The organism is Paraglaciecola sp. 20A4 (assembly GCF_011378905.1).
In the GTDB taxonomy this organism is placed as follows: domain Bacteria; phylum Pseudomonadota; class Gammaproteobacteria; order Enterobacterales; family Alteromonadaceae; genus Paraglaciecola.
On record NZ_WTPY01000003.1, the window covers coordinates 1 to 21,088 of the forward strand.

The window sequence follows — 21,088 nt, forward strand, 5'->3', positions numbered from 1 at the left end:
CTGCTCCCGCAACCAACCGATACCCTCAGTTTTAATTTGAAATTCTAAAGCCAAAAACTAAAAGCAATCGCCTTAGGCTCGCTCTTTATAGTCACGAAAGGTCGTAGGTTCAAATCCTGCTCCCGCAACCAACCGATACTTCAGTTATAAATCAAATATAAAAAAGCAATCGCCTTAGGGCTCGCTCTTCATAGTCACGAAAGGTCGTAGTTTCAAATCCTGCTCCCGCAATGAATTGTTACTTCAGTTAGTCGCTATCTATTTTTAAAGTTTAAGATTTAAAAAAAGTTTAGTTTGGTCCAGTAGCCTTCCTTCGTCCCCCATTTCCATTTTAAATAGCTGAGTTATGAGTAGTTTATCAGCCAGCCGATTAACAAATAATCACTCTGCCTTTGTAGAAATTTGTACTTATCCAACTACTTTGAATACTAAGACACATTGAAGGTGTTCAAGGCGATTAAATCTAGGTAAAATTTACGATTGATATTTTGCCAATTTCAATTGGCCTGTTTTTCCCCTCCCTGAGTAAAGGACAGCTATGCCTGGGTTACACCGCATTATTTTAATTAATTGTCATCTTCCTGGTTTTGTTGAGCTAGATGTATCCGGGCACAGTAATATCTGTGGCACCAACGCTTCCGGTAAAACTACCTTACAACGCTTAATCCCGGTTTTTTACGGTGAGTTACCCAGTAAAGTTGTGCCTAAAACGCGCAAAAAGTTTGATGAGTTTTATTTACCCCACGCGAACAGCTATTTAATTTATGAATATCAGCGAGAAGATGGCCAAGAGTGCCAAGTCGTGCTGACGCGCAAAGGGAGTGATGGTGTTCAGTATCGCTTTATCGGTGCGCCTTATCATAGTGAACAAATCTTAATTGGAATGGAAAGCGGCGAAGCACAAGCCATGATGCCTGATCAGTGGATAAAGCAATTAAGACAACTACAAATTGATTTTTCTCATAAAATCCAAGCGACCAGTGAATTTCGTGGAATTATTCAAAACGATGCCAGTGTAGGCGGTGGCTCAGGTCGTGAAAACACCAAGCTTAGACAGTTAGCGAGTCGCTATAGCTTGGTTTCTAGTCAACACCGTATTCGTCATATGGAAAAACTCGTTAGTGCAGTGCATGCCAAAGAAGGCAAAATGGACACATTACGCACCATGTTGGCTGCCATTTTCGAAGAAGATGGACTCATACAACCCACCACCACAGTTAAAAATAACAAGGCTCGCGAGTGGATCACGCAAATGCGCCAAACCATGCGTTTACAAAGCATGCAGGGTGATTACGAGAAAATTCAAGGGCAAACAGAACAACTCAATATCGTCGAGCAACAGTTGTTGTTACTTAAACCCTTATTAGAAAATGACTTACAAACTCTAATCACTGAAAAAGCAGATGGTCAGGAACAACGCAATACGTTTAAGACACAACAACGTACTGAAAAAGAGTCTTTTGAGAAAGCGGAAGGGGAATTAAATAGCCGTATCAGTGAAACCGGTGAGCAATTGGCGGCTAAGTCGTCTAGATTAGACCATTTACAGCAGCAATATGAAAAGTACCAAGACTCTGATATTGAGCAACTGCAAAAAGACATGGATGCGTTGCCATTAAAACGCGAAGAGTATGAACAGACATTAGAGCAATATAATTTACTTATCGAGCAGCACAAAGATTTACAGAGCCAGCTTGAACAACAGAAGTTCAAATTATCAGAGTCTTTAGAGAGATTGTCGCGCAAAAATCAAGTTAGTGTGAAGGTCATCAGGCAACAAAAAGAAAATGTTCGCCAAACACACCATGATAAAGAAACCGAATTGCGTGGCCAATTCGAACAACGCAAAGAACAGCAAGCGCAAGAATTTGAACAGCAGTTAATGGATGTTGAGCGCAGTATCGTGCGCCAAGAGCATCAAGCTAAACATGCCTCAGCGACAGAGCAAGAAGGCGAAAACGGCGCATTAGCTGACAAGCGTTTAGAATTAGCTCAGCGGGCGTGGCAACAAAGTTCTAGTGCTAAAAAACAAGCTGAAGCGATTTATCAACAATGTCAGTATAAGCGCGATGAAGCCGATAAAGATTTGCATCGCGCTAGGCTTGCTACTAGACAAGGAAAGGAGCATTTACAGCAATTACATATACAGCTTTCCCCAGAGCAAGACAGTTTGCGTCAATTTTTACGGGACAATAAACCGGGCTGGGAGCACAGCATAGGTAAGCTAATTGTAGAGCCTTTGCTAGAGCGAAAAGACTTATCTCCTGAATTGATTACAGCACACAGTAATGAGTACGCCAATAATCTATTGGGCGTTCAGTTAGACATGTCGGTGATTGATGCACCAGCTTACGCCCAAGACGAAACGGCTCTGCGGGTGGCGCTTGAGCATGCAACCAAACATTTACTGGATGCTGAAAAACACCAGAAGCAGGCAGAGTCTGAGCTAGACCAACTTCACCAAGAGTCAGAAATACAGCGTGAAATGGTGGCGGAACGTAACAGGGCTTTCGAACAGGCAGAGCAAGAGGTTAGTTATGCACAGAGCGCCAAACAGCGTTTTAGCGATGAACTAAAAATAGCCTTAGAGAAGCGACGGCAACTTGCGCAACATGCATTGCAAACCCTTTTGCATGAAAAGCAACAGGTAGTCGAACAAAAAACGGCTGCCATTGCTTTACTTAAATCTGACTACGATGAGCAATTACTTGAATTTAAATCGGGCTGGCAAGACGAACTTGCGCATTTAGATGAGCAAATTGAGGAGTTAGAAAAGCAAGTCGAGCAAAAGCGTCAGCAAAATCGTGATCAAATTAAGCAATTAGAAGATGCGTTTAATCAAGAGTTGGCGAATAAAGATATCGATCCGAACACGCTAAAAAACTTGAAAAAACAAATAGAAACGCTGAAAAGTCATATTCAACTTGTGACGAGTCGCAGGGAAGAGCTAAACGAATATAAAACGTTTATGCAGTCCGATTGGCATAAACAGCGGCCATTACTCCTAGAACAAGAAGCTGATCTTAAAGCACTGTCCCAGCAACTAGCCCAACAACAAAGTGCGCTGCAACGTCAATATCAAAACAAGCGTGCTGAGCTAAATCAGGCGTTGTCTGTGGTAGAGAAACGCTTAACTGCTTGTGGATCCTTGGTATCCGAATTAGAGCCCATGGTGCGACAGTTGGCAAATATCGTATTTTCTTTCAAGGCCAATGACGACCGCGAAATTAATGTTGGCGATCAAGCAGAGCGCATTAGTCGTTGTACCGAAGCACTTGAAAGCCGAAGTCGCGGTGAGAAAAAACTTAAAGAAGCATTAACTGAGTTTGAAGCAAATCTCGGAAAAGATGCAGGAAAAGACTTCTTAGACACCATGCTGCAAGCTTTTAGCGTATTAGATGAAGATGCTAACGTGCGCGATAGATTGCCCATTTTACAACGTTTATTGAGTATCTTGGCCTCACGCCAACGACAGATTGTTGAACAAGGTGAAACCATAGGCGGTGATCTTAATAAGTTCTTCACGGTTTTCAGTGATATTAACCGTAAAATATCATTACAAAGCAAACGCTTAACCGACGAAGTGTCAGATGATTTAACATTAGATGGCATCGCGCGTTCTGAAGTGAAAATTATCTCTACCGTTGATGAGCTAAATTTCTGGACGCCCCTTAAGCGCTTTGCCCAGCAGTATGATAATTGGAATAAATCAGATGCTTTCCTACCAAGCGAAGCATACTTAGATACGTTGGCTGATGTGGTAGAAGTACTGCCCAACGACGCAAATTACAGTATTGAATCGTTGCTGCGTCTGGAGTTGCACTTAAATGAAGGTGGCTCGGACTTAGTGATCAAGAATGACCGCCAGCTCTTAGAGTCATCAAGTCATGGTATGGCGTACCTGATTTTGTGCAAATTCTTGTTAGCGTTTACGCGTTTATTACGTAACGAAGCCAACATTGATATTCATTGGCCCATCGATGAAATAGGTACGTTGGCGTATCATAATGTTGAAAAACTTTTCACAGCTTGTGATGCCAACCACATCCATATTCTAGGGGCATTCCCTAACCCTGAGTCAGATGTACTCATGTTGTTTAAGCATCGCTATCTAATCGATAAACAAAGACAACGTCTGGAAAAAATAGAGCCTAAGCTCAGTCGTATCGCCGAGCGTTTGCAGCAAAATACCAACACCACCCATGAAAAGTCGCAGGTGACAGTATGATAGAGAATGGACCACTATTAGAACGTTTATTAGAAGGCGAGTTCATTTGCGCTGTTACTGATGAGCACAGTTTCCATAAGTTGCAGAAGCCACAACTAGTAGAAGATCTTAATCACTTTTTGCGTCCATTAAATCGCCGCGTCGCCAAAAGTGAAGACGGTTCGGTGTATTTTTTAGCTTATTGTGATTTAAACCAGCATGCCCGTCATCAACTTAGTCAACAGTTTAATGCAACGGTACAGTCATTATTGCCAATGTTGGAATGGATGCAGTTGGTGCAAGAAGCTATGGGCAGAGATGGTGCACTAGGCGCAGGTGATACCATAAAATTGCAGGATTTTGAGTCTAAAGTGGTAGATAACCAATCACTTATTCAGCGCTTAGCGCACTTATCAAATGATAAGCTGTTTAAGTCCACGAGTGATAAATCTGATATGCAAATTAAACAAGTGTTTAAGCGTATTAAAGAGCTTGGTTATTTGTATCAGCCCCACAAAGACCGTCTATTTTATATTGTTACCGGTAAGGTTGAGCAATTGATTGAATTGGTGCGTTTTATTAAAGATGAAGAAAATGTGCCCATTGATGATGATGCCCCTGAGCAAGAGGCTATGTTTTGAGTACGTCAGGTGAACCCATCAGAAACGCTAAAAGTGGAGCACAAAGTAATCCTTTGTTTCAGCTAGGCAAAGAGCGGTTAGAGCTGATAGGAAAACACGCAGATACTTTGATGCAAGGGTATTTGCAAGGCCATATTGACGAGAGCAGCTTTACCCAACAAGCCCTTGATAAATTAATCAATGGTCGTATTTTGTGGCGTCCTGATGAGCAACACCCGCTTTGTTTACGGCCTAATGTGAACGAACTCATCGCCGGTTTAACCCAGGATGAACGTAAGCGGCAGATCAATTCAGATGTGGGCGAGCATCTTGATCTCATTCACACTCGGGTACAGTCGCTACAAGCTGCCAGACAAAAAGGTGATTATGCGGCCAGCGAGCACCATCTGCAGCTATTAACTGAGCGGGTTCATGATATGACCGGTCAGTTTGGCGATGCCATAGAAAGTCTTTGGCATCGACTAAATACCGAGTTTGGATTTGTCAGTAGTTTAGACGATAAAATATTAGAAATTGAACTCGCCCAGCGCCAGCTAAGACGGGTATTAGATGGATTTAAAATCATCAATTTTGATGATTTGATTCAACTAGCAGGCAGTGACGGCACTTTACGCAAGTTGTTGGTTAGTCAATTGCAAGCACGTATATCCGAGCATTCAGGCTCACTGTTTGAGGTACAAAAGCGTTTAATATTGTTAATGGCACGTTTTCGTCATCAACAAGAGCGCGCGCTTCTAGTAAATCGCATGAGCGCTTTTTTGCGTCAACATCCAAACTTTAAAGTGGGTGATTATCCTAATCGAAGTCATGTACCTGGGGTAATCAACCAAGCCCATGGGATACACGCCCAGGGGTTTATAGCACTCGACAGACCACAAGACAGTTATGCGTTAGCTGAACTCGCACGAGCCATACCCAGAAGTTTGACTCCGCCACTGCATTCGGAAAAACAAACCCAAGGGTTTGATACTGGTATACAAGACTTAGTGGCGACAGAACAAAAGCAGCTGGCCAAAGATGTTGAAGATTTTTTCTTACAGGTCATCGATACCACTAATGCACTTAGTGGTATCGAATACCTAGCTGAAAAAGAATTATCGTGGGAGCCCGAAATGTGGTTATTTCAAATTGTAGCTGAATACGAAGGTTTGCCTCAACAAAATAAAAACAGTTTTATACTGAAAAAAGACAGTGCTCGAAAAAGCGCGTTTAATCATTTGCATATTATTAAAGATATCAGCCTAGGTATGCGCTTTTTTGGTGATTTTCAGGCTGTAGGCTGACAAGAACAAAGGGCTTTCTGGTTGTCGAATGCAATAAAATAGAAAATATCTCAGCATAAGATATTATTTATTTCGCTAAAAAATCTGCGATCATTTAATCCAATTGAGTTTCTCCTGCACCGTAAAATATCCAATCGATAGCCAATATTTTAGTATTATTTTTATTGGAGTTAACTGCTAGCGTTATTTTAAATGTTTTGACGTCAGATTAATTCGTTTTTAAGGGCTAGCGAATTTAGAACTTACTTTCTGATTTTTAAGAGAAACGATACTTAATTTATAAAAGTTAAACAGGATTATGTAATGAAAACTATTCAAGCTCAGTATCACGGTGATCAACTTCAATTAAATCAATGTGCAGATCTATTAGTAAGTGATCAAGAGATTTTAATTTCAGTTAAAACTGCGGGTATTAATCCCGTAGATACCTACATTGTTGCGGGGGCTAACGGCTATACGGCGACTTTTCCACATACGCCCGGCATGAATGCAGCAGGAGAAATCATTGCATTAGGCGCTAATGTTTCTGGCTTTAAGGTTGGTCAGCGTGTTTATTGTTCAGGTTCTATTACTGGCACCTGTGCTGAACTTGTATTAGCTAGCCCATCACAGGTTTTTCCGCTCCCTGATGCGCTTAGTTTTGAACAAGGTGCTTGTTTAGGTACTCCTTATGCGACAGCTTGGCGCGCTTTGTTTATTCGAGCAAACTGTCAGGCAAGCGAAACAGTATTTATCCATGGGGCTAGTGGTGGTGTTGGATTGGCAGCACTTCAGTTAGCTAAAGCGGCAGGTTGTAAAGTCTTTGCAAGCGCTAGTTCTAAACAGGGAAGAGAGTTGTTGAAACAACAAGGGGCTGATCTCGTCGTAAACCATCATGACCCTAAGCATTATCAAGTTTTACAAGAAGCAGGTGCAATAGATGTTATTTTGGAAATGCTTGCTAACCAAAATTTAGGGGATGATCTACCTTTACTTGCTCTAGGTGGTAGAGTTGTGGTCATTGGCAGCCGAGGTTCGGTTGAAATTAATCCTCGTGATTTGATGTCTAAAGATGCTTGTATCATGGGAATGGCGATGGCACACGCTAGCCCAACTCAGTTAACAAAAATACATGCAGCATTATTTGCTGGTGCAGAAGCAGGATTTGTTAAACCTGTTATAGCCAGACGTTTTGTATTAGCGGATACCGCTGCAGCCCATGTCGCGGTCATGGAGTCGGGGGCAATGGGGAACATCGTAGTTAATGTTTAATAATTAATGTTCAAAAATTAAGTCTTTGTTATATAGAGATAAAAATATAGAGATATACCGTAATCAACTCCGTGTAATTTTAGCTAATTTCCAAGCTTTTAATTACTAACCAGAGCAAATATAGCAAGAGCAAAGTATAGCAAGAGGTAATGGGTAGTGTCCTTTATAGATTCCCACAAGGTAGGGGGTAGGCTCTATATCCTTCTTGAGCCTTTATACCCATGCGAGGCCAATATTAGCCTCACATGGGTAATAAGTAATACCATGTTGAATATTAGATACATCTGGTCGCCATTGCCGGTGAAATGCTCATGGCTCTGCACGCCGGTTTTATCACTGCAAGCTGGCTGATCACAAATAGAATAACCACACCGAGAGGCAAGTAATATATTGGTAGCGGGGTAAGCGCGTATTGGTTTACTAAAAATATATTTAACGCTAATGTGAGTAGGGTGCCAAATAGAGCCCCCATTGTGCATAACAGTGCATTTTCGAGCATGAAATGTTGTAAAATTTGTCGTTTACTCGCACCTAACGCTCTGCGAATACCAATCTGTTGTCTTCGTTTGTCAATATTGAAACTTGCCAAGCCTGCCACACCCATCGCTGTCACAAAGGCAAGTACCACTATTACGATAAGTAATATACTTACAGTCGCTATATCAGCTGCATAAATTTCATCTTTAGCTTGTTGTATGCTCTTCACTTTACGGATAACACGTTGGGTGTTTTCTTTGGCTAAGGTCATCGGTAGGGTTTGCATTATCTCATTGAGTCGCCCTGGTTGTGTGCGAATTACGTACCGCGCTGAATTGTGGGTAACCCGAGCAGGAGAGATAATCGTTCGTTCAACATGAGGCCAATCCACCCAAGGCGCATGAAGTTGTTCAACGATACCTCTAACGATAATGGGCGTGTTTTGATTGACATAAATGGTTTTCCCCACCGCGATTTGCCATTGATTAGCGCCAAATAAAGCCGCAGCAGTTGCTTTGCTCAGTAACACGTGACTTGGCCACTGACTATCGGCTTCATTAAGCCATAGCGTATCTTGTTGGTTAAAGTTATCTCCTGCTATTAGTTTTAAGCCAAAGGTATTGATACCGTGCTCGTCAAATTTATAACTGGCTGCAGGCACTAACTGCGCGTCAGTTTGAGGGCTGGTTTGAATCTCATACCAATTGCCGCTATCCGACAGCGGAAATGAATTGGTTTGAAGCGCATCAATAACGCCATCTGTAGAACGAATAATCGCTAAATCCAGTTCAATTGTCGCTCTTGGATTAAAGTCTTTGGTGAAGCCAGAACTGGTCATAAAGAAGGTATTTTGTTCATCAATACCACTGCTGCGCTCAATATGTAAATAACGATCCCAAGAGATGGCAATACCATTGGTAATAATGGCCATGGTGATCGCTATTTGAACGATCACTAATATTGCGCTGAAGCGCTGGCGTTGTAATGCTCGAAATATAGGACCGAGATTAAGCAGAATATTCATTCGACAGCGCCCTTATCATTGCTTGAGTTGCATTGCTGGAACAGGGCGACATGCGCTATAAACCGGGACTAAACCGGCTATGACCGTGCCAGCTACAGCAAGTAGTATAACGCCTAATGTTATCGATACGTTCAATTCAATAAGCTGTCCGTAACCCGCATAAAGAGATGCAACACCCTGCAAGCCAGCTACAGCTAATAAAACACCCAGAATACCGCCACAAAGACCAACAATTATCACTTCAAGAGAATATTGCATAATGATTTGACCAAAATTGGCACCTAAAGCACGACGTAACCCTATTTCACTGTGTTTGGTATGTAGCTTTGCACTGAGTAAGCTTGCTGCATTAATCAGGCAAACCAATAAAAACATCACAGATAGCCAAAACATAATTTGAATATCTTGTTTAACGACTTGTTTGTATTCCAACCATTGATTGACGTTAAGTAAGCGATTGTTCATTGGGCGAGGGAAGCGACCTAATGATTTTTGCTGCTCGACGTAGTGAGTCAAATAATCATTGAATTGCGTTTTTTCTCGCGGCTCATCTAGCTCAACCCAAAGCTGAAAATTTGTGCATTCTGAATGCAAGAATGCTTCATAGCGTTCACTCTCCACAGGCTTCCAACAATTTGTTATCCCACCGTGAGGTAATTCAAAAATAGCTTTTAAGCCAAAGGGTAAGTATATCTCTTCAGGATCGCTAAATGCGCCATAGGACATATCATAAAACTTAGGCGACAGGTGCCAGTCGTTTAACACCCCGACCACAGTAAATGTGGCGCCTAACATGCTCAGCGTTTGGCCAACGGAGTTAGCACCATTAAAAACCTGTTGATTGATTTCTTTACTTAACACAACTACGTATTCGTTATTTTGCTCTGTGGTTTCACCCCAACCAGCCCCAAACAAAAAAGGAACATCAAACATGGGAAAAAAGTCTTTACCGGTAACGCGCATCAAAGCCAGAAATGGCGTTAACCCTTGTTCGGCAGGATTCACCATACCCCACGTGATCGCACTGGCACTTTGGCGTTTGGCTTGTTTGGCTTGCACGATATTCTGTGCGTCGGTCCAGGTAACAAACTCAGGTGGTAAATCTGGTGATACGGCTGCTTGATTAGGATCCCAATTGTCTAGTTGCACGCGAAATAATTGCTCACTTTTATGGGCAACCGGATTAGACGACATACTATGTAAAAGGGTCAGTACAATAGTACAGGCCGCAATGCCCAAAGCAACCGTGAGTATGGTGAGTGAACTATGAACTTTGGCTTGCAGTATACTGTTCAGGGCGAGCTTGCAATAATATCTAAACACGCGGTGCGCTAAGTTCTTGTGGTTGCAAACCAATCGTTGAGACACCTATGTCACACACTTTGCCATCGCGCACAATAATTTTTCGCTGAGCTAATTTGGCCAGAGCCTGATCGTGCGTGACCATAATAATAGTCGTGCCACTTTGATTTATTTCTTGCAAAAGCCCCATAACACTTTGGGCCATATCGCTATCCAGATTACCGGTTGGTTCATCTGCTAATAAAAAGCGTGGTGAGCCTGCCAGTGCTCTAGCAATAGCAACGCGTTGTTGTTGACCACCTGATAGCTGTGCAGGGAAATGTCTAAGTCGTTTACCTAACCCAACTCTCTCCAGGCTTTGTAAGATACGCTCTTTTCGCTGGGCGCCATTGAATCCTCTATACCGTAGCGGCACATCCACATTATCAAATAGATTTAAATCAGGAATAAGATTAAAACTCTGAAATATGAAGCCTATTTTTTCATTGCGTAACTGGCTGCGTTGTTTATCGTTCAGACCTTTTATATTTTGTCCGTCTAGGGTGTACTGCCCACTATCAAATGTTTCAAGCAGACCAGCAACATTCAAAAACGTTGTTTTGCCTGAGCCTGATGTTCCCGTAACAGCTAAAAAATCCCCTTCGTCTACTTGTAGAGTAAAGTCTTGTAGAGCATGGGTTTGTACCACATCAGTAGTAAAGACTTTACCAATATTATTCATTGCTAACATACTTCACCTTCTTTTTATTTGCTCGGCTCTACCATATTGTTTAGCGTGCCAATAACACAGTTTCTGCACCCTTGAGTGAGTCAGTAGATGAAATGATCACTTGGTCACCTTTTTCTAAACCTGCCAGTATTTCAACTTCACTTAAGCTACGCGCACCTATCGTAATAGGTTGACGTAGTGCCATGTCATTTTTAACCACGTAGGCAAAGCGTCCATTGTCGCTTTGCAAAAATTGACCTCGGGCAAGCGTGAGTACCGCGCGTTTATTTTCCATCAATATGCGGGTACTTAAGCGCTGATTCTGTCTTAGTCCTTTCGGTTGAATAAAGGAGTTACCTTGCTCGTCTTGTTTGGCAAAACGAACTCGACCGGTCACTTGATTGTTTTCGATTTCAGGAGAAATAGTGACTAATACTGCAGGGTATTGTTGACCATTTAAACTTACTTGAGCGTCCATACCAATAGCGAGGTCGTCTGCATAGCTTTCGGGTATATCCACTTCTAACTCAAATTCTGATAGGTCGACCACACTTAATATAGGTTGATTTTTACTGACTTGATTTTTTTGCTGTACAGCGAGATTACCGACAATACCGTTTACTGGGGAACGAAGTTGAAGTTGATCAACTTGACGCTTTGTCTCTGCTACTTGTAATGCTTGGCGTTCAATCATCAGCTGTTGCGTTTTTAATTCAAAATCGAGACTTTCTTTATCTAGATTCGCATCAAGCACGGCATGTTTATATACTAATTGAGCATTTTTGAGGTCATCTTGTGCCTTTTCAAAATCAATCTCGCTGATGGCATGGGTGGTATAGGCATTATCGGCCCGACGCTTTTCACGCTGGGCGGCAATAGTCGCAACTTGGGATAAGTCTGCTGCTTTTTGTTTTTCAAGTGCTAATTTTTTACCTTGAATACGCTGCCTATCTAACTCTAATTTGTTGCGCTGCAGGTTTGATTCTTCTTGCTGGAGTTGGTTGGTTAACTCTGGGCTATCTATGTGGGCTAATATTTGATCTTTAACGACCTTGTCTCCGGCATCAACTAAAAAGGTGATTGTACCTTGTGCAGGACTATATAGACGGGGGCTAACAGCCGCCACAACGCGACCTTGGACCGATAAGTCGCGCACAAAATCTTTTTCGATCACGGTAGCGACGCGCACATTTTGCATCGACAAACTCGTATCTGCCGATGACCATCTCGTGAGTGGATCTTGAAATAAAATGAATAGCCCAGACAGAATTAATACAATTAATAATACTGACCACAGGTATTTTTTAGATGATGATTTTTCCAGTACGGTGTCCTGCGAACTGGTATCGGTAATATTCAATAGTGATCCTTGAGACATTTGTCATAGGCGAGTACATTTAAGTTAATTCTCAGACCCCCAATGCCTTGTTAATCAAGGGTAAATTAATTGCGCTCGAGTGTCTACTTTACAGTTGCACATTTACTTACATTTACATTAAAAAGGTTCAAAAGCTATTATGTTATCTCTAAGACCTACGTGCGAACATTGTAACAAAGCCCTACTACCCGCAGCCAAAGACGCGATGATATGTAGCTTTGAATGTACTTTTTGTGAAGTATGTGTAGCGCAAATTTTATCTAATGTATGTCCCAATTGTGCAGGTGGGTTTACCTATAGACCGATTAGACCTCAGCGAAACTATGTTAATCACAACTGCTTGGAAGATTATCCAGCTAGTACGGATGTGGTGCACAAACCAGTCGATTTGAAAAAACATAAACTTTTGCTAAGTATGCTCAAAGGGTTGAGCCCCTACGCGCGATAAACCTTGCTGGGTATTGATAAATTTCGATGATGCTTGTGTATAAGATGTTAAATAGATAACGTCTCATTAACTCAATTCAAAGGGATATGTTGTGATGCAAGCACAGCCGCAAAAGCACTACTCGACTTGTACTCTATGTGAAGCTATGTGTGGTATCGAAGTTACCATACAAGACCGTGAAATTTTATCGATTGCTGGGGACAAAAAGAATCCTTTTAGTGAAGGCCATGTCTGTCCTAAAGCGGCAGCGATGAAAGACTTATATGACGACCCCCAGCGACTTCGTCAACCTATGCGCAAAACGGCCAGTGGCTTTGAACCTATCAGTTGGGACGAAGCGCTTGATACTGTTGCTACTCGTTTACATGATATTCAGAATCAACATGGGAATGATGCAGTAGGGGTATATTTAGGCAATCCGAACGCCCATAACATGGGTAGTATTCTTTTCGGACCTTATTTTTACCGGGCACTAAATACCCATAATCGCTATTCCGCGACGTCCGTCGACCAACTCCCCCATCATATTGTCAGTCGCCAGATGTTTGGTCATCAATTGCAAATACCGATAGGAGACATTGACCACACCGACTATTTTATGATTATTGGCGGAAATCCGCTGGCGTCTAACGGTAGTATTATGACGGTGCCCCATATTAAACGGCGCTTGAAGGGTATCCAGAAACGTGGTGGTAAGGTCGTAGTTATCGATCCGAAAAAGTCGGAGACGGCTGATATCAGTTGTGATCATCACTTTATTAAGCCTGGAAGTGACGCCTTATTGATGTTGGCCATGCTCAATACTATGTTTGCGAAAAATTTGGTGGATGCTAATGAATTGCTCACCCATGCGCCAGATTTGTTACAAGTTGAATCGTTTGTAAAAGACTATCCTCCAGAAAGAGTCGCAGAGCGGGTAGGGATCAGTGCTGATGAAATCGAAACTATGGTCATTGAGTTTTGCGCTGCTGGATCAGCTATTTGTTACGGCAGAATGGGCGCAAGTGTGCAGACTTTTGGTACATTAACACAGTACCTCATTATGTTATTTAATATGCTAAGCGGCAATCTTAATCGCCGTGGAGGCATGATGTTTACGCAACCTGCAGCAGACGCCTTACCTCACTCAGGTCGTGGTACGTTAGGTAAGTACTTCTCTCGAGTACGCAAGTTACCGGGATTTGCAGGTGAGTATCCGGTTGCCGCGCTTTCAGAAGAAATCACTACGCCAGGAGAAGGACAGATAAAGGCCATGGTTATCGGTGGAGGGAACCCGGTGCTGACCACGTCAAATGGCAAGCAGCTAGATAAAGCATTCGAGCAACTCGAGTTTGTGGTTGCTGTGGATTTTTATGTTACCGAGACCAGCCGTCATGCAGATATTATTTTGCCCCCTGTTACCGCACTGGAGCGGGATCATTACGATGTGGTATTTCATAATTTTGCCGTGCGCAATAGCGCTAAGTTTTCACCCGCGTTGTTTACCCAATCAGCACAGACAAAAACTGATTGGCAAATATACTTAGGCTTGGCTGAGCGAATTGACAGGCTAAATGGTAAGGCTACCGAGCACTATGCAGCGCTGTGGCACAAAGAGCCAACCGGCGTTATAGATGACATGCTAAAAAGTGGTCGTTATGCCAATGGTGAATACAACCTCAGTATTCAAACCTTGCGTGAGCAACCCCACGGAATTGATTTAGGTCCATTACAACCTGAGCTACCTGGTGCGATTTACCATGGTGATAAAAAAATAGATATGGCATTTGATTACTTTATGGGGGATTTACCACGGCTGGAAAAACACTTTTTTTCTGATGAGTCACCGCTTGATCAACACAATAGCGATACCTTGTACTTAATTGGTCGACGTCACTTGAAGTCAAATAATTCATGGCTGCATAACAGTCCACGAATGATGAAAGGTCTTTCGAGCGACAAAAAAGGCCAAAATCCGCGGTGCAGTGCGCAATTACACCCAGATGACGCAGCGCGTTTTAATATTCAAGATGGGCAGTTAATCAGTGTGACTTCACGAGTTGGACAAGTTGAAATTGTAGCTGAATTAACCGATAAAATAATGCCTGGCGTTATCTCTATACCCCATGGATGGGGGCATAATAAAGCCGGTAGTAGTTGGGCGTTAGCTGAACAACACAGTGGTGTTAGTGTGAACGATTTAACCGATGAAATGTGTTTGGACGAGTTATCAGGCAACGCTGTGTTAAATGGGGTGCCCGTCACAATTGCCGCGCTAAATATTGCTCAGTAAGGCGATTTAGGTCGGCGTATGAAGGTTCGCTATTAAGCTCAAAGTGAAAAGATAAAAGGGCTGGTTCATCTTCAAACGAGCCCTTTTTTAACTTAAGTTGAATAATCACCTCGACACATTAACTGCTGGTATGGTTATCTCTACTGACCTTGAAAAAACTGGCGTATAAAACGGGTACTGCACCAAGAGTTAACACAGTACCGACTGCTAGGCCGAAGGCTATTGCACAGGCCATGCCATAAAATAATGGGTCGTGACTTAAAATAAGGGGCAGTAAGCCTGCCACAGTCGTAATGGTCGTCATGGCAATAGGGCGCACTCGCGTGATACATGCGTTAACGATCGCGTCATAGTCTGATGCACCTTCGCGACGTTCAATATCGATACGGTCGATCAGCACGATAGCATTGTTAATGATAATACCGGCTAAGCTATATAGCCCTAGTGTGACCATAAAACCAAATGGCGCAAACATTACGCCTAGTCCTAACACTGCACCAATGAAAGACAGGGGCATGGTAAGCACAATAATGCCAGCACGTCGGAATGAATTAAACTGCGCAACTAACAAAATAAGAATTAACCCTAATACCATTGGCATACTGGCGCTAAGCGCTTGCTGAGCTTCTGCGGATTGTACGATAACCCCGTCGTATTCTATATAATGATTAAGGGGTAAATCCCGGGCAATTTTTTGGATGTCTTCATCTATGATGGCTTTTAAATCCTCTGCGGCCATTCGGCTATTTCGCGCCTCGATGCTTACGGTAGGAAACATGTTCTCACGTTGTATAATTGAGTACTGATTAACCGGCGAAAACTCTGCTACTTGAAACAGTGGTATCGCTTTGCCTGTGGCCTGTGAAAATACATTTAAAGAACGTAAGCGATCCAAATTATGGCGCTCAGCGTTACTGGCTCTAAACATAATAGGAATAATGTCATCTTCTTCACGAAACTCCGTTACCGCTGCGCCCGAGAAATAAGCTTGCAGTGAGTCAGCGATATCTTGCGAGGTAACAGAGGCGCGCCGGGCACGTTGTTGGTCAACGCGTACTTCGATTTTCGAAATCATGCTTTCCCAGTCATTGCGAATATCTCGGGTGTCAGGCACTGCGTAGAGTAAGTCCATTACTTGTTGCGCTTTTTTATAAATAACGTCTTTGTCAGGCCCTTTGACCTGTATTTTGATGGTTTTTGAATCCGATGGCCCCAAGAACATTTTTTTTGCGCGCACTGATATATTTACAAATTGATGCTCAAGTTCTTGATCAAGCTTTATCGCTAGGGCTGTAATATCGTTATCCGGTGCAATATTGAGGACCATAAATGCTTTATTTTCTGCAGGGTCTTCTGGGCTCAGGGACAGCACAAAACGAGGACCACTGAAGCCCACATATGCGGTATGATTTTCAATGAAATCGTAACCTGACTCGTTATCTAACCATTCCATTATCTGGCGCATTTGCTCATTGGTTTGACGTTCAGATGTGCCGCTGGGCAAATCAATATTAACAATAAGTTGATTACGGTCAGAATCAGGGAAAAACTGCTTAGGGATAATTTTCATGACCAATACAGATGTTATTAATAAGGCGAATAGTGACGCCATAAAAAGTGCCTTGTGGCGCAAAATAAAATGTAAAAATCGCTCATAACGCCCTGTGACTTTTTTAGACGCTAATGCGTCTGCGCCGCCTTGTGGTTCATCAACTCTTATAAAGTGATAACACAATATAGGCGTAACACACAGGGCGAGGATCCAACTGGTTAATAAGGTGATAAGAATAACCAGGGACACTGAGCGGGTATATTCTCCAGCTACATGCTCAGCAAGCATAAGCGGTAGAAAGAATAATATGGTGGTCACCGATGAACTAAGTAACGGTATCGCTAGCTCTTTGCCACCTTGACTCATCGCTTTGAAACGATCATCGCCACTTTCTAACCGGCGCTTGAAATCCTCGGCGATAACGATGCCGTTATCTACCAGTAAACCCAAGGCGATTATCAGTGTCGCCAAGCTCATTCGCTCCAATCGAATGTCGAAAACTTGCATAATCGTTAATGTGGCGAGCATCACGAAAGGGACAATCGTTCCGACTATTAAACCGGTACGCATACCTAGAAATAGCACCACTACAATCAATACGATGGTAAGAGTTTGCAGTACATTAATTGACACACCTTGCAGCGTTTTCTCTACTTGCTCGGCCTGATAGGTGGCGATATGTAACTGATAACCTACAGGTAAACTATTTTCTAATTGCTCAATGGCTTGTTTCAGGCGTGGGGCGTACTCTAAAATGTTGTATTCTGGCAGCATAGAAATGGCAAAAACGATGGCCTGCTGGCCATTGAAATAGGCTAAATCATTGGGTGGGTCTATATAACCACGTTTAAGGGTAGCTATATCACTTAGAGCGATTGATTCTTCGGTACCTGGAATGGTTATGTATGTTTCGGCTAAGTCTTCAATGCTGCTGAAATTTCCAGTGGGTTCGATAATAAAAGACAGTAAGCCAGTATCGATTTTCCCCCCTGAACTGATGATATTCTGAGTTTGCAGTGCATTCATTAACGCGTTGGGTGAGATACCCAACTGAGATAGCTTGGCGTTAGATGTTTCTAAGAAAATACGTTCGTCTTGCACCCCCAGTAATTCAATCTTCTTTGTGCCCTCTACTGCGTACAGGGTATCTCGAGTATGTTTAGATATATCGAACATCTGACTCAAATCAAAACCATCGGCTGTTAACGCCAACGTCAGTACCGAAACATCACCAAACTCATCATTTACAAAGGGGGCATTGGTACCCTCTGGCATCGATGCTTGCGCTTGTGCCACCTTGTTCCGTAGATTTTGCCAGATGGCATCAAGGTTGAAATACCGATCGTAGATTTCAACATGAATAACCGACAAGCCAGTAGAAGAAGAAGAGCGCAGTTTCTCGACTTCAGGAATTTTGCGTATCTCTTCCTCTAATGTTTTGGTAATAAGTAACTCAACCCGTTCAGGCGACATGCCTGGGTATGAGGTACTGACAATCGCCTCTCGAATAGTAATGCTGGGATCTTCTCGTGCAGGCAATGTGAAGTAGGCAATAATGCCGTTGATAAGGAGTATTGCGACAATCATCAACACAAGTTTTTGGTGTTTAAAGGCTATTTCTGTAATATTCATGATACCCAGCCGTTAATTAAAGCGTTTTATTTTGGCATCAAGCAACGTCACGTGTTGGCCGTTACGTAGAAATGCAACGCCTGCAATGGCAATAATTTCGCCGGCCTTTAAACCTTTAGAAATATACACTTCATTGCCTAAAATATTTTTGGCAATAACGTCTCGCTTAGAGATTGTTTGGCTTGCAGGATCGTACACAAATACGAACTTGGTTTGATTTTGTCCAGCTCCAAGAGCAGCCACAGGAATGATCATCATTTCTTCAGTCGAGGATATTTTGCTTTCTTCATCACTATCAGCTTGGCTGGTATAGGTAATATCAACTTCGGCTGTCATGCCTGCTCGTAATAAAGGAGATGAACCATTTAGCACCAAGGTAATAGGGAAGGCGTTGGCCGTTTCTGCGCGTGTACCGACTTCTGTAATAACACCTATTATTTCCACATTCGGCGCAGCAGGGAAACGCACTGGGACGGTCATGCCGTCTGATAATTGCTGAATTAAACTTTCAGGCACCGATACATGTACTTCAAGGCCACCGTGACCTTCAACTTCGAATACACTTTGTCCAGGAGATATCTGCTGAGATGGTTCAATCATGCGCTTGGTGATAACGCCGTCGTAGGGGGCTTGTAACGTACTATCTTGGCGGTCTTTAGTGGCTAGGTCGAGCTGACTTTTAGCGACGTCAACATTGCTCAGTGCTGATTTATAAGCCGCCTCGGCATTATCAAAGCCGGATTTTGAAACCAGACCTTGTTCAACGAGTTCTTTATAACGGCGGTACTCATTTTCAGCTTCATTTAGCGCCGAGCTGGCCTGAGCGTATTTTGCTTGCGCCGATTGATGGTTAAGGGTAAAGCTGCGTTGGTCTAAGGTTGCTAACACTTGGCCTTGGGTGATCTTCTGGCCTAAGTTAGCGGATACGCTGGCGACTTTACCGCCGACTAAAAAGCTTAATGAGGCTTTCTCGATGGCTGCCGTTGCACCGGCTAATCTGCGTACCTGGGTTAATGCGTGTGCTTTTACTTCGGACCATGCAATTGGGCGTACGATCTCTTTGGCTTCTTGTTTTTGCTCACTACATGCTGCGAGTATAAAACTTGAGGCTAATAATCCTGAAGCCAGTAAATACACCGATTTATTCACGTGATATTCCTAAAATTTTTGTATGTTGTGTAATTAAACCAATAAAATGGTTATGCGTAACCGTTGTAGGCATTATTAATATGGTTTTCTACTCTGCTCGTTAAACTATACGTTTAAAAACCCAATTCGCCATGTTATTAACGTATTAACGCTTTGTGCATGGGATAAAGTTGGTATTTAAAGTGGTTATTCATTGTCCGATGCAGGCACTTTTGTGCGGTTGTTTGTATCCCGGCTAGCCATAATTATTTGGTCCCCATATTGGGTGTTTGCTGATTTTGCTAAGCGGTCATAAAGTAATACGTTGACCGTCGCCGCTAAGTTCATACACCCTTTAGTCGGTATATAGACCACGTGCTGGCAGCGGTCTAAAATAGCTTGTTCTATCGACCCATCTTCCGGCCCAAAAACATAATAAGCATGCTCGGGATGCGTAAAATGTGGAAGAGGGGTTGCACCCTCTACAAGCTCTACTGCGACCATTGACATATGAGGAGCTGGGCATGGCGAGTCTATATGCTCCATGGGTATATTTAAGCCAACATTTTTAGTGTCAGTGTTAAAGGCTTTTGCCCGAGCATATCGCTCTCCCGTATAAAAAATAGCACTGGCATCGTAACAACCCGCCGCTCGCAAAATGCTGCCCATGTTTTGCGGGCTTTTGGGGTTTATTATGCACAAAGCAATATCTTTTTTGCCAGATGAAGTACTCATTCGCCCGCCAGTATTTGGTCAATTTGCTTGAGTTGTTCGCCATTAAATTCAAGGTTATCCAGCGCGACTACACAATCTTCTATTTGCGTAACTTTACTCGCCCCAATGATTGCTGATGTCACGGTGGTAGGTTGCAATACCCAAGCTAAAGCGAGCTGAGCTAGACTTTGATTGCGCTGTTTGGCAATCAGGCCGAGTTTTTGAACTTTTGCTATTTTTTGCTGGGTGATTTGCTCAGCGTTAAGGTGAATTTGTTCTTTTCTAGCTGCACGAGAACCATCTGGGATCCCAGATAAATATTTATTGGTTAAAAAGCCCTGTGCTAAAGGCGAGAAGACCACAGCGCCCACACCGTGGTCTTCTAAGACTTGAGTTAGCCCATCTTCAATCCAGCGGTCAAACATATTATAACGGGGTTGATGCACCAACAAGGGGGTACCGAGATCACGCAAAATAGCAATTGCCTGCAGGGTTTGGTCAGCTGAATAATTTGAAATGCCAGCATACAAAGCGCGGCCAGAACGCACGATATAATCAAGGGCTTGCATAGTTTCTTCTAACGGAGTGTCTGGGTCGAATCGATGGGAGTAAAACACATCAAAATAGTCTAATCCTGTGCGCTTCAAACTCTGATCGCAGCTGGACACTAAATACTTACGTGAACCTCCTATGCCGAATGGGCCAGGCCACATATCGTAACCCGCCTTGCTGGATATTAGCAGTTCGTCACGATAGGGGGCTAAACTCTTGCGCATTAGTTTGCCAAAGGTTGATTCTGCCGCGCCATAGGGAGGGCCATAATTGTTAGCGAGGTCAAAGTGATTAATACCCAAATCAAAAGCTTTGTGCACCATAGCTTGAGCGTTGCTGAACGAATCTACTTCGCCAAAATTTTGCCATAAGCCCAAGGATAATCGCGGTAATCGAATACCGCTTTTTCCGCAGCGCTTATATGGCATATTTTCGTAACGTGAGGCCGTTGGCACATAGCTTGGATTTGGCTGATGGATGATCATAATTACTCGCTAAACAAAATTTTCGATAGCCTA

14 protein-coding genes are annotated in these 21,088 nt (G+C 42.9%); 6 read left to right on the top strand and 8 right to left on the bottom strand.

The genetic code is table 11. The features are described 5' to 3' along the window. Positions 1-538: 538 nt before the first annotated feature. The 4 genes from GQS54_RS04440 to GQS54_RS04455 all read left to right on the top strand — a co-directional run bounded on the left by GQS54_RS04440 (position 539) and on the right by GQS54_RS04455 (position 7,382). A complete protein-coding gene (locus GQS54_RS04440; protein WP_166422820.1) occupies positions 539-4,228 on the top strand; it encodes an ATP-binding protein in 3,690 nt (1,229 codons plus the stop codon). Then, on the top strand, positions 4,225-4,848 hold the full coding sequence (locus GQS54_RS04445) for a hypothetical protein (protein ID WP_166422821.1): 624 nt from the start codon (positions 4,225-4,227) through the stop codon (positions 4,846-4,848). Before GQS54_RS04440 ends, GQS54_RS04445 begins: the two co-directional genes overlap by 4 nt. Continuing rightward, positions 4,845-6,131: a hypothetical protein gene (locus GQS54_RS04450; RefSeq protein ID WP_205967623.1), complete on the top strand. Its 1,287-nt coding sequence runs from the start codon at positions 4,845-4,847 to the stop codon at positions 6,129-6,131. Before GQS54_RS04445 ends, GQS54_RS04450 begins: the two co-directional genes overlap by 4 nt. 303 nt (positions 6,132-6,434) lie before the next feature. Continuing rightward, a complete protein-coding gene (locus GQS54_RS04455; protein ID WP_166422822.1) occupies positions 6,435-7,382 on the top strand; it encodes an NADPH:quinone reductase in 948 nt (315 codons plus the stop codon). A gap of 274 nt (positions 7,383-7,656) precedes the next feature. Here GQS54_RS04455 and GQS54_RS04460 read toward each other — a convergent pair whose 3' ends face one another. The 4 genes from GQS54_RS04460 to GQS54_RS04475 are packed head-to-tail and all read right to left on the bottom strand — an operon-like array spanning position 7,657 to position 12,254. Then, on the bottom strand, positions 7,657-8,883 hold the full coding sequence (locus tag GQS54_RS04460) for an FtsX-like permease family protein (protein ID WP_166422823.1): 1,227 nt from the start codon (positions 8,881-8,883) through the stop codon (positions 7,657-7,659). Positions 8,884-8,898: 15 nt separating this feature from the next. After that, entirely contained in the window at positions 8,899-10,206 is a 1,308-nt protein-coding gene (locus tag GQS54_RS04465) for an ABC transporter permease (RefSeq protein WP_166422824.1), read from the bottom strand. Beyond that, the gene (locus GQS54_RS04470) at positions 10,199-10,915 is read right to left on the bottom strand and encodes an ABC transporter ATP-binding protein (RefSeq protein ID WP_166422825.1); all 717 of its coding nucleotides are present in this window, start codon (positions 10,913-10,915) and stop codon (positions 10,199-10,201) included. Before GQS54_RS04470 ends, GQS54_RS04465 begins: the two co-directional genes overlap by 8 nt. 40 nt (positions 10,916-10,955) lie before the next feature. Next, positions 10,956-12,254, bottom strand: a complete 1,299-nt coding sequence (locus GQS54_RS04475; RefSeq protein WP_166422826.1) for an efflux RND transporter periplasmic adaptor subunit — start codon at positions 12,252-12,254, stop codon at positions 10,956-10,958. 157 nt (positions 12,255-12,411) lie between these two features. Between GQS54_RS04475 and GQS54_RS04480 the strand changes: the two genes are divergently transcribed. Together GQS54_RS04480 and GQS54_RS04485 are read left to right on the top strand one after the other, a co-directional pair. After that, entirely contained in the window at positions 12,412-12,720 is a 309-nt protein-coding gene (locus GQS54_RS04480; RefSeq protein WP_166422827.1) for a DUF1272 domain-containing protein, read from the top strand. 94 nt (positions 12,721-12,814) lie between these two features. Further along, entirely contained in the window at positions 12,815-14,992 is a 2,178-nt protein-coding gene (locus GQS54_RS04485) for a molybdopterin-dependent oxidoreductase (protein WP_166423076.1), read from the top strand. A 118-nt stretch (positions 14,993-15,110) separates the two neighbouring features. Here the strand turns inward: GQS54_RS04485 and GQS54_RS04490 are convergent, their stop codons facing one another. From GQS54_RS04490 to GQS54_RS04505, 4 genes are all read right to left on the bottom strand, one after another. Next, the gene (locus GQS54_RS04490; protein ID WP_166422828.1) at positions 15,111-18,176 is read right to left on the bottom strand and encodes an efflux RND transporter permease subunit; all 3,066 of its coding nucleotides are present in this window, start codon (positions 18,174-18,176) and stop codon (positions 15,111-15,113) included. 12 nt (positions 18,177-18,188) lie between these two features. Then, the gene (locus GQS54_RS04495; RefSeq protein WP_166422829.1) at positions 18,189-19,325 is read right to left on the bottom strand and encodes an efflux RND transporter periplasmic adaptor subunit; all 1,137 of its coding nucleotides are present in this window, start codon (positions 19,323-19,325) and stop codon (positions 18,189-18,191) included. 186 nt (positions 19,326-19,511) lie between these two features. Then, positions 19,512-20,039, bottom strand: coding sequence for an RNA methyltransferase (locus GQS54_RS04500; RefSeq protein WP_166422830.1), 528 nt, complete (start codon positions 20,037-20,039; stop codon positions 19,512-19,514). Then, on the bottom strand, positions 20,036-21,055 hold the full coding sequence (locus tag GQS54_RS04505; protein ID WP_166422831.1) for an aldo/keto reductase: 1,020 nt from the start codon (positions 21,053-21,055) through the stop codon (positions 20,036-20,038). The genes GQS54_RS04500 and GQS54_RS04505 overlap by 4 nt, the downstream gene beginning before the upstream one ends. Positions 21,056-21,088: the final 33 nt, after the last annotated feature.